Annotated in this window: 11 protein-coding genes; 6 read left to right on the top strand and 5 right to left on the bottom strand. The window is 67.5% G+C overall.

Going from position 1 to position 13,084, the window contains the following annotated elements; genetic code table 11:
- The first annotated feature begins 464 nt into the window (after positions 1 to 464).
- The 5 genes from AB0927_RS32425 (at position 465) to AB0927_RS32405 (ending at position 6,713) form a co-directional block, all read left to right on the top strand.
- Positions 465 to 1,496, top strand: coding sequence for an ABC transporter permease (locus AB0927_RS32425; protein ID WP_366671356.1), 1,032 nt, complete (start codon positions 465 to 467; stop codon positions 1,494 to 1,496).
- A gap of 153 nt (positions 1,497 to 1,649) precedes the next feature.
- Complete coding sequence (locus AB0927_RS32420) at positions 1,650 to 3,458, top strand: ABC transporter substrate-binding protein (protein WP_366671355.1); 1,809 nt, start codon at positions 1,650 to 1,652, stop codon at positions 3,456 to 3,458.
- 85 nt (positions 3,459 to 3,543) lie between these two features.
- Entirely contained in the window at positions 3,544 to 4,524 is a 981-nt protein-coding gene (locus tag AB0927_RS32415; RefSeq protein WP_366671354.1) for an ABC transporter permease, read from the top strand.
- A gap of 12 nt (positions 4,525 to 4,536) precedes the next feature.
- Positions 4,537 to 5,559: an ABC transporter ATP-binding protein gene (locus tag AB0927_RS32410; RefSeq protein ID WP_366671353.1), complete on the top strand. Its 1,023-nt coding sequence runs from the start codon at positions 4,537 to 4,539 to the stop codon at positions 5,557 to 5,559.
- 8 nt (positions 5,560 to 5,567) lie between these two features.
- Complete coding sequence (locus tag AB0927_RS32405) at positions 5,568 to 6,713, top strand: dipeptide ABC transporter ATP-binding protein (RefSeq protein WP_366671352.1); 1,146 nt, start codon at positions 5,568 to 5,570, stop codon at positions 6,711 to 6,713.
- A gap of 31 nt (positions 6,714 to 6,744) precedes the next feature.
- On the opposite strand, the gene AB0927_RS32400 is transcribed toward AB0927_RS32405, so the two are convergent.
- On the bottom strand, positions 6,745 to 7,488 hold the full coding sequence (locus AB0927_RS32400) for a class I SAM-dependent methyltransferase (RefSeq protein ID WP_366671351.1): 744 nt from the start codon (positions 7,486 to 7,488) through the stop codon (positions 6,745 to 6,747).
- Positions 7,489 to 7,566: 78 nt separating this feature from the next.
- Between AB0927_RS32400 and AB0927_RS32395 the strand changes: the two genes are divergently transcribed.
- Complete coding sequence (locus AB0927_RS32395; RefSeq protein WP_366671350.1) at positions 7,567 to 7,950, top strand: VOC family protein; 384 nt, start codon at positions 7,567 to 7,569, stop codon at positions 7,948 to 7,950.
- Positions 7,951 to 8,086: 136 nt separating this feature from the next.
- On the opposite strand, the gene AB0927_RS32390 is transcribed toward AB0927_RS32395, so the two are convergent.
- From AB0927_RS32390 to AB0927_RS32375, 4 genes are all read right to left on the bottom strand, one after another.
- Positions 8,087 to 9,130 carry a dipeptide ABC transporter ATP-binding protein gene (locus AB0927_RS32390; RefSeq protein ID WP_366671349.1) on the bottom strand — a complete coding sequence of 348 codons (1,044 nt, stop codon included), beginning with the start codon at positions 9,128 to 9,130 and terminating at the stop codon, positions 8,087 to 8,089.
- Between the two features lie 25 nt (positions 9,131 to 9,155).
- Positions 9,156 to 10,193, bottom strand: coding sequence for an ABC transporter ATP-binding protein (locus tag AB0927_RS32385; protein WP_366671348.1), 1,038 nt, complete (start codon positions 10,191 to 10,193; stop codon positions 9,156 to 9,158).
- 48 nt (positions 10,194 to 10,241) lie between these two features.
- A complete protein-coding gene (locus AB0927_RS32380; protein ID WP_366671347.1) occupies positions 10,242 to 11,222 on the bottom strand; it encodes an ABC transporter permease in 981 nt (326 codons plus the stop codon).
- 97 nt (positions 11,223 to 11,319) lie between these two features.
- Positions 11,320 to 13,077, bottom strand: coding sequence for an ABC transporter substrate-binding protein (locus AB0927_RS32375; protein WP_366671346.1), 1,758 nt, complete (start codon positions 13,075 to 13,077; stop codon positions 11,320 to 11,322).
- Positions 13,078 to 13,084 lie beyond the last annotated feature (7 nt).

The raw sequence follows: 13,084 nt of genomic DNA, 5'->3' as shown, positions 1-13,084 counted from the left end.
ACATGCGGAGATCGTTGCCCGATACCCATGTAACAAGTCCGTTTCGCGCCTTCTTACGTCGAACGCTTTGTCCGGATTTTGAAAGGTCTGGGCGCCAGCTGTGACTGAATCGAGATCTACGGGCAGTGGTCGGTGGTTCCACCCATGTCAGATAGTTAGCCGCGTAGCGCTCGGGTCAATGGGTCACGCACTGTGGGGACAGTTGCGTCGACTCACGAGCACCAGGGGGATCCTGAGCCTCCGTCAGGGGTGTCGGAGGCAAGGCCAGAACCCTCTCCTGTAGGTGAACGCGTGCAGTCGTGAGGAGGAACACCCATGTGCGGTGTCGTAAGCAGCAGACGGATCGGTTCTTCAATTCCCGTCGTGTGACCAGGTCTCGTAACTACGCGCGTCCGCCTTTGGTTTCGCGCGTTCTCGGAGTACCCGGGCACCATTCACACTCATACCTGTGAAACGGACGAACCGTGACAAGTCCTATCGACATGGGGGGCGGCGGAACCGCGGTCGTCTCCGGCGAACCAGGGCCGAAGGCGAAGAGTGAAGCCGCCGCGCTGACGGGCCGGTCCCCCGGCCAGCTGATGTGGACGCGCTTCAAGCGTGACCGCACCGGTGTGATCTCGGCCTACGTGGTGGGCTTCTTCTTCCTGATCGGCGCTTTAGCGCCGCTGATCGCCAAGGTGTACGGCAAGAACCCGTACACGGTCTACGCGGACGAGCGCCCGGAGCTCTTCGACAGCGCCGGAGTGCCGGTGCACCCCAACGGCGGCATCAGCGGGCAGTTCTGGTTCGGGCTCGAACCGGGCAACGGGTATGACGTCTTCACCAAGCTGATCTACGGCATCCGCACCTCGCTGATGATCTCGGTCGCCGTCACCCTCGCGGTCGTCGTCACCGGCATCCTGCTCGGTGTCGCGGCCGGCTACCTCGGCGGCCGGACCGACTACCTCATCGGCCGGATCATCGACTTCCTGCTCGCCTTCCCCGCGCAGCTGTTCTTCATCGCGAGCATGCCGGTCGTGGTCTCCCTGTTCGTCAGTCCGCGCGACGAGACACCGACCTACGTGCGGGTGGTCGCGCTGATCATCGTCCAGTGGTTCCTGGGCTGGATGGGTCTCGGGCGCATCCTGCGCGGCACCGCACTCGCCCTGCGCGAGCGGGAGTTCATCGAGGCGGCCAAGGTCAGCGGGGCCTCGCCGTGGCGGATCATCCGCAAGGAGATCCTGCCGAACATCGTCACCCCGCTGCTGGTGCAGTCGACGTACCTGCTGCCCAACTTCGTGACCGCCGAGGCGGGTCTGTCGTACCTGGGCGTGGGCATCGTCGAACCGACGCCCGACTGGGGGCAGATGTTCTCCAAGGCGTCGACGGAACTGGTGATGCAGAACGACATCACCTACATGTTCTTCCCCGGCGTCTCGATGGTCATCTTCGTCGTCGCCTTCAACCTGCTCGGCGACTCGGTCCGCGACGCCTTCGACCCCAAGACCGCGCGCTGACCCTGCCGGAGCGGCCGACGGGAGACGGGCCCGTCCGGCAACTCCTCGGCACCGCATGGCACTTCAGTACTTCACGTACCACGCCAGAGTCCTTTTCATACCGGTGACACATACAACGCACTGGTCACACACAGATGGGTGGGAATCCTCGTGATGAGTAGGGGCGGACGCCACGCATACGGCGCACTCTCCATGCTCGCGGCCGGAGCTCTTGTGCTCACCGGTTGCAGCAAGGGCGGCAGCGACGCCGGCGACAACAGCAAGAAGGACCAGCAGGACGCCAAGCGTCAGCAGGCCGCCATCAAGTTCGGCGACGCGGCCGACTCCACCGGGCCCGCGGCCCCGGTGCCCGGCGCCAAGAACGGCGGCACCATGGAGGTCCTCCAGCGCGACAGCTACGCGCACCTGGACCCCGGCCAGATCTACGTCAACGACGAGATGTCGGTCTCCCAGCTGATCCACCGCGGCCTCACCGGCTACAAGGCGACCAGTAACGACGGCAAGCGGCACGAGGTGGTCGGCGACCTCGCCACCGACTCCGGCACCACCACCGACGGCGGCAAGACCTGGAAGTACACGCTCAAGGACGGCATCAAGTTCGAGGACGGCACGCCGATCACGGCCAAGGACGTCCGCCAGACCATGGAGCGGCTCTACGCGCCCTTCATCAACCAGGGCCCGACCTACATCCAGCAGTGGCTCGCCGACACCTCCGGCACCGACTACCGCAAGCTGCTGCCCGACGGCCCCTACAAGGGCAAGCACCTGCCCGACAGCGTCCTGTCCACGCCCGACGACAAGACGATCGTCTTCCACTTCAAGAAGCCCCACCCGGACCTGCCGTACGCGCTGGCCATGGCCGGCTACTCCATCGTCTCCGCCAAGGGCGACACCAAGGAGAAGTACGACAAGAGCCCGGTCACCACGGGCCCGTACAAGATCCAGTCGTTCAAGTCGGGCAAGTCGATGGTGCTGGTCAAGAACCCCAACTGGGATCCGAAGACCGACCCGCTGCGCCACCAGTACGTGGACCGGTTCAACATCACCTTCAACCAGCAGTACGAGGCGTCCACCAAGGCGCTGCTCGCCGACAGCGGCCCCGACCAGACCGGCGTGAGCTTCACCAACCAGGTCGACGCGGGCAACCTGTCCGCCGTCCTGCGTGACCCGAAGCTCAAGTCCCGTACGGTCTCCGGCTACCAGTCGTACGTGGGCCAGATGAACATCAACCTGAGCAAGCCCGAGATGAAGGACATCCGGGTCCGCCGGGCCATCGCCTACGCCCTGCCGGTCACCCCCTTCGTCCGCGCCTACGGCGGCACCGACGCCATGGAGGTCGCCGGCGGCCTCATCAGCCCGACCGTCAGCGGCTACGACCCCGCCTTCGACCCCTACGGCAAGAAGAAGAAGCCCGCGGGCGACCCCGCCAAGGCCCACGCCCTCCTCAAGGAGGCCGGCAAGCTCAACATGAAGCTGACCTTCGGCTACATCAACACCCCCGAGGGCCAGCAGTACTCCACCGCCATGGCGGCGGGCCTGAAGAAGGCCGGCTTCGACGTCCAGCGCCAGGAGATCCCGGCCGAGACCTTCTACGACCAGGTCTCCAAGCTGAACAACACCTACGACATCTTCCACACCGCCTGGGGCGCCGACTGGCCGTCCGCCTCCACGGTGATGCCCCCGCTGTACGACGGCCGGCAGATCGCCGACGGCGCGGCGGTCTACTCGCAGATCAACGACCCGCACGTGAACAGCGAGATCGACCGCATCAACACCATCACCGACCCGGTCAAGTCCGCGGCGGAGTGGGAGAAGCTCGACAAGTACCTCCTCACCAAGGTGGTCAACGAGGTCCCGACCGCGTACTACAAGGCCACCCAGATCGCCGGCTCCAAGGTCGGCGGCCTCGTCTTCGACGACGTGATCGGCGGCGTGGACGCGCGTCGCCTCTACCTCAAGTAACCGTTCCCCGCCGGTACCCGGCGCGCCTCACCGCGGGACGCGCCGGGTACCGCCAAGGCCGCCGACGTCTGAGAGCTGCCCTGTCATGCTGCGCTTCCTCGTCCGCCGGATCATCGGTGCCGTCGTCATCCTGTTTCTGCTGAGCATCGTCACGTTCGTGCTGTTCTTCGGGGTGCCCCGGGACCCGGCACTGCTGATGTGCGGCAAGACCTGCAACCCGGACAGCATCGCCAACATCCACCATGTGCTCGGCCTCGACAAGCCCATCACCGAGCAGTACTGGATCTTCCTGCACAACCTCGTCATGGGCAGCAGCCAGTTCGCCCAGGGCCCTTGCCCCGCCCCCTGCTTCGGGTACTCGTACCACACCAACGACCCGGTCTGGTCGACCCTGATGGACCGGCTGCCCACCACCGTCTCGCTCACGCTGGGCGCGGCCGTCTGCTTCCTGATCGTCGGCCTCGGCACCGGCCTGCTCGCCGCCTGGCGGCGCGGCACCCTGGTGGACAAGACGGCCACCGGTGGCGCCATGGTCATCAGCGCGCTCCAGATCTACTTCCTCGGCCCGCTCGCCCTCGCGCTCCTCGTCTACCAGACGCACTGGTTCGACAAACCCGCGTACAACGAGTTCACCCACGACCCGCTCACCTGGTTCACCGGACTGATCATCCCCTGGGTGGTGCTGTCCACGATCTTCGCCGCGCAGTACACCCGTATGGCACGGTCCGCGATGATCGAGCAGCTCCAGGAGGAACACGTGCGCACCGCCCGCGCCAAGGGCATGTCGCGGCAGTACGTCTTCTTCCGCTACGCCTGGCGCGGCTCGCTGATCCCGATCGTCACCATCTTCGGCATCGACCTCGGTTCCCTGCTCGGCGGCGCCATCATCACCGAGTACACCTTCGGCCTGCCGGGACTGGGCCAACTCGCCGTGCAGTCCGTGTTCTTCAGCGATCTGCCGCTGCTGCTCGGCGTGATGCTGTTCGCCGCCACCATGATCCTGTTCTTCAACATCATCGTCGACGCCGCGTACGCCTTCATCGATCCGCGCGTGCGGCTGTCCTGAGGAGAGACCATCATGAGCACCCCTCTCCTGTCCGTGCGGGACCTGCACGTGAGCTTCAAGACCGAGGACGGCGTCGTGCGGGCCGTGGACCGGCTCTCCTTCGACCTGGAGCGGGGCAGGACGCTCGGCATCGTGGGCGAGTCCGGCTCCGGCAAGTCGGTGACGAACCTGACCGTCCTCGGCCTGCACAACCCCATGTTCACCACCATCGAGGGCGAAATCCTGCTGGACGGGCAGGAGTTGACCACCGCCCGCGAACAGGAACTGGAGAAGCTGCGCGGCAACAAGGTCGCCATGATCTTCCAGGACCCGCTCACCGCGCTCTCCCCCTACTACACCGTCGGCCGGCAGATCGCCGAGCCGTACATGAAGCACAACGGCGCCACCAAGAAGGACGCCTGGGAACGCGCCGTCGAGATGCTCGGCAAGGTCGGCATCCCCAATCCCCGGCAGCGGGCGAAGGACTACCCGCACCAGTTCTCCGGCGGCATGCGCCAGCGCGCCATGATCGCCATGGCCCTGGTCTGCGATCCCGACCTGCTCATCGCGGACGAACCGACCACCGCGCTCGACGTGACCGTGCAGGCGCAGATTCTGGACCTGTTGAAGGACCTGCAACAGGAGTTCGGATCGGGCATCATCTTCATCACCCACGACTTGGGGGTGATCGCCGACATGGCCGACGACATCATGGTGATGTACGCGGGCAGCGCGGTCGAGCGGGGCACCACCGAACAGGTGCTGCGCTCGCCTCAACACCCGTACACCTGGGGCCTGCTGAACTCCATGCCGCGCCTCGACTCCGACACCGGCGCGCGGCTGTCCCCGATCCCGGGCACCCCGCCCTCCCTGCTCAACCCGCCGTCCGGCTGCCGTTTCCACCCGCGCTGCACCTTCCGGGACCGGGTGGCGGGAGCGGGCCGCTGCACCACCGAACGCCCGCCGCTGGCCACCGGCCGAGCGTCCGCCTGCCATCTGACCGCGGACCAGAAGCGCACCATCTTCATCGAGGAGATCAAGCCCCGACTGGGCTAGGAGGACATATGACAGAGGACCTGGTCCTCCCGGCCCAGCGCGAGCAGGGCCCCGGCACGGCCGGCGAGCCGCTGCTCGAAGTCAGGGGGCTGACCAAGCACTTCCCGGTCAAGGGCGGCTTCCCGATCCGCCGCACCATCGGGCAGGTGCAGGCCGTGGACGGCGTCGACCTGACCGTGCACACCGGCGAGAGCTTCGGGCTCGTCGGCGAGTCGGGCTGCGGCAAGTCCACCACGGGCCGGCTGATCACCCGGCTCATGGAGCCGACCGCCGGCACCGTCACCTACCGGGGCCAGGACATCAGCCACGCCTCGCGCAGGCAACTGGCGCCGATCCGGTCCGAGATCCAGATGATCTTCCAGGACCCGTACTCGTCGCTGAACCCGCGGCAGACGGTCGGCACCATCATCTCGGGCCCGATGGAGATCAACGGCATCAACCCGGAGGGCGGGCGCGAGAAGCGGGTGCGCGAGCTGCTGGAGATCGTCGGGCTCAACCCCGAGCACTACAACCGCTTCCCGCACGAGTTCTCCGGCGGTCAGCGCCAGCGCATCGGCGTCGCCCGCGCGCTCGCCCTGGAGCCGAAGCTGATCGTGGCCGACGAGCCGGTCTCCGCGCTGGACGTCTCCATCCAGGCACAGGTCGTCAACCTGCTCCAGCAGGTGCAGAACGACCTGGGCATCGCCTTCCTCTTCATCGCCCACGACCTCGCGGTGGTACGGCACTTCTCGCAGCGCGTCGCGGTGATGTACCTCGGCAAGATCATCGAGGTGGGCGACCGCGACTCCATCTACACCCGGCCCCGCCACCCCTACACGCACGCCCTGCTGTCCGCGGTCCCCGAGGTCAACCTCACGGACGAGGACACGGGCGGGCGCGAGCGCATCCGCCTCGCCGGTGACGTGCCGTCGCCCATCTCCCCGCCCTCCGGCTGCCGCTTCCGCACCCGCTGCTGGAAGGCGCAGGACAGGTGCGCGACGGAGGAGCCGCCGCTGGTGCGCCTCTCCCGCAACCACGAGGGCCACCTGACGGCGTGCCACTTCCCGGAGGAACCGACGATCGAGGGCCGCGAGGAGGACATCGTCCTGGACCCGGCGCTGGCGGCGCTGGAGGAATCGGGACCGGGGCCGGACGGGGGCCCGGGAGAGGGGTAGTCCGCGGCGGCCGGGAGGGCTCCAGCGGCGGTCAGGCGGCCGGGGTCGCCACGGTGATGATTTCGGGGGCGGTGGGGGTCAGTGGGCCGCCGTCCCAGTCGCCGTAGCGTTCCAGGACCGTCAGGCCGGCCGTGGTGAGGCAGCGGTCGAGGTCCTCGGTGTCGAGGAAGCGCAGGACGGTGTGGCTGACGCGGGGGGCGGGCCAGCGGTCGCTCTCGAAGGTTTCGGAGAACCGCACCCGTCCGTCGCGCAGACCTCCGCCATGGACCTCGTGCCGGACCCGTACGAGGGTTCCGTCGGGGGCGGTGACCTCGCGCACGCGGTCGGGGGTCCACCGTTCCCAGGCGCGGGCCGCCGGATTCCGGGTCTCGAACACGAACCGTCCACCGGGCCTCAGCGCCCTGCGGACCGCGCTCAGGCACTGGAGGATCTCCTCGTCCCCGACCAGCACCTGGAAGGCGTGCCCGGTCATCACGGCGAGGTCGAACTCCGCGTCCCACTGGTGCACTTGCGTGTCCCCGTACACCCACTCCACGTCCGGCCGGCCCTGCCGTGCCTGTACGAGCATGGCGGCGGCCGGATCGAGCCCCACGAGCCTGCCCGTGTGCCCCTCGGCCCGTGCCCTGCTCAGCAACTGCCCCGTGCCGCAGCCGACATCGAGCACGGCATCCGCCTGCCGCACCAGCCGGAGATAGAAGTCATCACTCGGGCCCCAGGTGTTGAGGCCGTCATAGAGGGCGGCGAGCGAGAGATCAGCGAACGACGTATCCACCACCGCGGCAGTGTGCCATACGTTTCTGAACGGCACACGTCAATTACGGCGGGGTGCCTTCCGGAGAGCGGAGGTCGGGGCGTGCTGCACCACGTCGAGCTGTGGGTGCCGGATCTGCGGCGGGCGGAGGCGTCCTGGGGATGGCTGCTGGGCGCCCTCGGGTGGGAGCCGTACCAGGAATGGGCCGCGGGGCGGAGCTGGCGGCTGGGGGAGACGTATGTCGTGGTCGAGGAGTCGCCCGCGCTGCGTCCCGGCGCCGGGCACGACCGGATGCGGCCGGGGCTGAACCATCTGGCCTTCCGCGCCCGGGACAGAGGAGCCGTCGACGCCCTTGCCGAGGACGCCCCCGCGCACGGCTGGCGGCCGCTCTTCGCCGAGCGGTACCCGCACGCCGGCGGTCCCGGGCACTACGCCGTCTATCTGGAGGACGCGGACGGGTTCGAGGCGGAGGTCGTGGCCGGCTGAGCCCGGATACGGCGAAGGCCCGCGTCTTGGGGAGACGCGGGCCTTCCTTCCCGTGGAGCGGACGTTCTGGTGGCTCGGGTCAATGGGCCGGTGAAGTCCGTTCCGTCAAGGGAGCGACCGACGGAAAAGGGGTGTGTCAGGCCGCTGCCTCGGGGTCCTTGGCGAGACGGGGAGCCGGGATGGTCTCCTGCGTCTCAGGGTAGTGGCAAGCGGTGAGGTGGCCGGGCTTGTTGCCCTCGGCCTGGACCAGCGGCGGGGCCTCCGTCGCGCACTTCTCCGTCGCCTTCCAGCAGCGGGTGCGGAAGCGGCAGCCGGACGGCGGGTTGATGGGCGAGGGCACGTCGCCGACCAGGCGGATGCGCTCGCGCGGCTCCTCGTCCACCGTCGCCTCCGGCACCGCGGACAGCAGCGCCCGGGTGTACGGGTGACGCGGGTTGCCGTACAGGTCCTCGCGGTCGGCGATCTCCACGATCTTGCCGAGGTACATCACCGCGACGCGCTGCGAGAAGTGCCGGACGATCGCGAGGTCGTGGGCGATGAAGACGAACGCGATGCCGAGTTCCCGCTGAACCTTCTGGAGCAGGTTGACGACCTGCGCCTGGATGGAGACGTCCAGCGCGGAGACCGGCTCGTCGGCCACGATCAGCTTCGGCTCCAGGGCGAGCGCGCGGGCGACGCCGATGCGCTGGCGCTGACCGCCGGAGAACTCGTGCGGGAAGCGGTTGAAGTGCTCGGGGTTCAGGCCGACGATCTCCAGCAGCTCGCGCACGCGGTTCTCGCGCCCGCCCGCCGGGTTGATGTCGTTGATCTCCATCGGGCCCGAGACGATCTTGCCGACCGTCTGCCGCGGGTTCAGCGAGGCGTACGGGTCCTGGAAGATCATCTGGATCTCGGACCGGATCGGCGCGAGCTGCTTGCGGTCCGCGTGCGTGATGTCCTGACCCCGGTACATGACCTTGCCGGCGGTCGGCTCCAGGAGCCGGGTGATCAGCCGGCCCGTGGTGGACTTGCCGCAGCCCGACTCGCCGACGAGGCCCAGGCTCTCGCCCTCGGAGACCTGGAAGTCCAGCCCGTCCACGGCCTGCACCGCGCCGACGGTCCGCCGGATCGGGAAGCCGCCCTTGATCGGGAAGTGCTTCGTCAGCCCGGAGACGTCCAGGAGGGGGTTCGTGTTGCTCATGATCGTGAAGTCCCGTCTGCGTCCGTCAGTTGTGCCGGGTCGCGGCGAAGTCGGCGAAGAGTTCCTGCTTCTGCTCCGCGGTGAGGTGGCAGGCCGAACCCCGGCCGTCCGTGAGCTCCAGCAGCGGGCGCTCGGTCGAGCACCTGCCGCCCGAGACCTTCTCGGCGAAGGCGCAGCGGGGGTGGAAGCGGCAGCCGGACGGCGGGTTGAGCAGCGAGGGCGGCGAACCCGGGATCGGCGTCAGCGGGACGTCGACCGGCCCGTTCAGGCTCGGCATCGAGTTCAGCAGGCCCAGCGTGTAGGGGTGCTGCGGATCCCGGAGCACCTCCTCCTTGGTGCCGCGCTCCACGCACCGGCCGCCGTACATCACCAGCACGTCGTCGGCGATGTCGGCGATCACACCCAGGTCGTGGGTGATGAAGATGATCGCGGTGCCGAACTCCTGCTGGAGGTCCTTGAGCAGGTCCATGATCTGCGCCTGCACGGTCACGTCGAGCGCCGTGGTCGGCTCGTCGGCGATCAGCAGCTCGGGGTCGCAGACCAGCGCCATGGCGATCATCGCGCGCTGGCGCATACCGCCGGAGAACTGGTGCGGGTAGTCGTCCACCCGCATGTCCGGCTGCGGGATCCCGACCCGGCGCAGCATCTCGATGGCGCGCTTGCGGGCCTCGGTCTTGGTGCAGCCGGTGTGCTTGCGGTAGGTCTCGGCGATCTGCGTGCCGACCGTGTGGTACGGCGACAGCGAGGCCAGCGCGTCCTGGAAGATCATGGACATCTTGTTGCCGCGCAGCCGCTCCATCTCCCGCTCGGAGGCGGTGAGCAGCTCCTGGCCGTCGAGGAGGATCTCGCCCTCGATCGACGTGTGCGCCGGGTCGTGCAGGCCGAGGATCGTCAGGTTGGTGACCGACTTGCCGGATCCCGACTCGCCCACGATGCCGAGCGTCTGGCCCTTAACCAGGTCGAAGCTGAGACCGTCGACGGCCTTGACGACGCCGTCCTCGGTGGAGAAGTGGACCTTTAGGTCCTTGATCGAGAGGAACGGCTGCTGATCGGTGCTCGTCACGGGGACGCTCCTGGGGGGTGATGCGGGGGGTCGGGAATGGGGCGGAGGTCAGGCGAGCCGGATCCGCGGGTCGATGAGGGCGTAGACGGCGTCCACGATGATGTTGAAGATCACGATCGTGCTGGCGGACAGCAGTGTGACCCCGAGCACCATGGGCAGGTCGCTCTGGTCCACCGCCTTCAGCGCGAGCCGGCCGACGCCCTGGAGGCTGAAGACGGACTCGGTGATGATCGCGCCGCCGATGAGGGTGGCGAGGTCGATGCCGAAGATGGTGACGATCGGACCCATCGCGCCGCGCCAGGCGAAGCGGAAGAAGACGGTGCGCCGGGACAGGCCCTTGGCGCGCGCCGTGCGCACGTAGTCCTCGCTCAGCGTCTCGACCAGCTGGGAGCGGGACATACGCGTGTAGTTGGCGGTCCAGATCAGCGCCAGCACCAGCCAGGGCAGCAGCAGGCCGGAGGCCCACTGGGCGGGGTTGTCGGTGATCGGGGTGTACGACGGGTTGTCGAGGATGCCGAGCTTCGCGGTGAGGAAGTACATCGCGATGTAGCCGACGAAGTAGATCTGCAGCGAGGAGGCGATCAGCGAGCCGGAGCTGGCCAGCTTGTCCTGCCACTTGCCCTGCTTGACGGCGGCGATCATGCCCGCGCCGACACCGATGATGATGAAGACGACGGCGGAGCCGAAGGCGAGCGAGAGGGTCAGCGGCAGCCGGTCCATGATGGTGCCGAGGACGGGCTGGCGGTTGGCGAACGAGTACCCGAGGCAGGGCGCGGGACAGTTGCCGAAGTCGCCGTAGTCACGGCCGACGAAGATGCCCTTCAGCCAGTACCAGTACTGGACCGGGACCGGGTGGTCGATGCCCAGGTTGTGCCGGACCTGCTTCAGCATGTCGGGCGTGCAGTTCTTGCCGCACGACATCATGGCGGGGTCACGCGGAATGGCGTAGAAGAGCCAGAAGGTGACTGCGCTGATGATCAGCACGATGACCAGCGCGCCGAGGATTCGGCGGGCAAGGAAGCGGAGCATGGGGCGTGACTTTCCGGACGGGGCGCCGTCGCCGGGATAGGGGTGGGCCGTAGGGGGGCGGCCAGATCGTGGCCGCCCCCCCGGGTGTACTACGCGATTACTTCATCGCGTACAGCTTGGTGAGCATGACGCAGGTGTTGCCCGGGTCGTAGATGGCGCCGCCGACCTTGGAACCGTGCATCCAGTTGCGGATGGCGTGGTAGTCCGGGACCACCGCGGCCAGGTCCATGATCTGGCGGTCGACCTCGCCCCAGGCCTTGTTGGCCGCGTCGACGTCCGAGAGCTTCGAGGCGGCGTCGATCGCCTTGTTGACGCTCGGGTCGTTGAGCTGGGCGTAGTTGCTGCGGCCGTTACCGATGTTCTTGCCGTCCCAGCAGGGGTAGAACACGGAGTAACCGTTCGGCCAGTCCGGGCTCCAGCCGGCGGCCATCAGGTCGAAGCCGTTGTCCAGCTTGCCGATCTGGGTGTAGAAGGTCGACTTGTCGACCTGCTTGTTGACGACCTGGAAGCCGGCGGCCTCCAGCGCGTTCTTGATGGCGACGGCGTTCTTCACCTGGGTGTCGGACTGCTGGTAGGCGATGACCAGCTTCTGGCCGAGCTTGCCGGCCTCCTTCAGCAGCGCCTTCGCCTTGGCCGGGTCGCCACCGGGCTTCTTGTCCGTGCCGTACAGGTCGAACTTCGTGTAGCCGGGGGTGACCGGGCTGAGGATCGTGGTCGCGATCGCGGTGCTGGCCGCGCCGCCACGGATCGTCTGCAGCTGCTGGTGCGGCCACGCGTAGTTGATGGCCTTGCGGACCTTGACGTCCGTGATCCGGGTCATGTTGATCGGCCAGTAGTAGGTGACCGTGTCGACCTGGGTCAGGACGCGCTTCTTCAGCGTGGCATTGGTCATGACCTGCGCCATGCGCTCGGGCGCGACCTCGTTGAAGATCGACATGGCGTACTGGTCGTTGCCCTTGTCCGCGATGAAGCGGTCGGTGGAGGCGACGAGCTCGAAGCCGAACTGGAAGACGTACTTGTCCGGGTACGCGTTGCGGATCGGGTCGGTCTTCGGGTCCCAGTGGTCGTTGCGCACGTAGGTCAGCGACTTGCCGATGTCACGGTTGCCGATCCGGTACGGGCCGAGCGCGAACGGCTGCTTGTCGTACTTCTCCTTGGTGTCGTGCTTCTTGTTCACGAGACCGTAGCCCGGCATGCCGAGCGTGTAGTTGAAGTCCGTGCGGGCTTCGGTGAGGTTGAAGGTGATCGTGTTGCCGGAGACCTCGAGCGAGTCGAGGTGCTTGCCGTCGTACGGGCCCTTGTACTTGTCGCCGCCGACCATCCACTGCTGCACGTAGCGCGGGCCCTCGGTCACGAAGGTCGCGAAGAGGCGCTCGAACGTGTGGCGGACGTCGTCCATGGTGAGGTCGGAGCCGTCCTCCCACTTGATGCCGTCCTTGATGGTGAACGACCAGGTCTTGCCGCCGTTCTTCATCGTGCCGGCATCCGTGGCGACGTCGCCGACGAGCGTGGCCTTGCCCTTCTCGTCCACCTTGTAGCCGGTCAGACCACGCAGGATCGGGCGGGTGATGGCGCCCTCGGTCGCGACGTAGATCTGCGCCGGGTCCATGTGGTCCATGTCGAACTGGTCGAGCGAGTAGAGCGTCCCGCCCTTGACCGCGCCCGGGACCTCGGGGGCCGGACCCGTGGAGTCGGCCTTGGTGCCGACCGGGATGTTCATGGTGGCGGCCTTGCTCACCGACGGGACGTTCTTGTCGGTCGAGTCCTTGCTGCCGCTGCTGCAGGCGCTCAGCACAGTCGTGGAGGCCGCTGCCACACCGGTGGCGATCAGGAAGTTTCTACGTGAAAAAGACATGCTGAGC

Source organism: Streptomyces sp. NPDC048106 (genome assembly GCF_040706415.1).
Lineage (GTDB): Bacteria > Actinomycetota > Actinomycetes > Streptomycetales > Streptomycetaceae > Streptomyces.
This window is presented reverse-complemented; position numbering and strand designations above follow the sequence as displayed.

Excerpts from the sequence above, each read along its gene's own strand:
- AB0927_RS32380 (WP_366671347.1), bottom strand. The coding sequence starts at position 11,222 with ATGCTCCGCTTCCTTGCCCGCCGAATCCTCGGCGCGCTGGTCATCGTG.
- AB0927_RS32410 (WP_366671353.1), top strand. The coding sequence starts at position 4,537 with ATGAGCACCCCTCTCCTGTCCGTGCGGGACCTGCACGTGAGCTTCAAG.
- AB0927_RS32390 (WP_366671349.1), bottom strand. The coding sequence starts at position 9,130 with ATGAGCAACACGAACCCCCTCCTGGACGTCTCCGGGCTGACGAAGCAC.
- AB0927_RS32420 (WP_366671355.1), top strand. The coding sequence starts at position 1,650 with ATGAGTAGGGGCGGACGCCACGCATACGGCGCACTCTCCATGCTCGCG.
- AB0927_RS32415 (WP_366671354.1), top strand. The coding sequence starts at position 3,544 with ATGCTGCGCTTCCTCGTCCGCCGGATCATCGGTGCCGTCGTCATCCTG.
- AB0927_RS32405 (WP_366671352.1), top strand. The coding sequence starts at position 5,568 with ATGACAGAGGACCTGGTCCTCCCGGCCCAGCGCGAGCAGGGCCCCGGC.
- AB0927_RS32375 (WP_366671346.1), bottom strand. The coding sequence starts at position 13,077 with ATGTCTTTTTCACGTAGAAACTTCCTGATCGCCACCGGTGTGGCAGCG.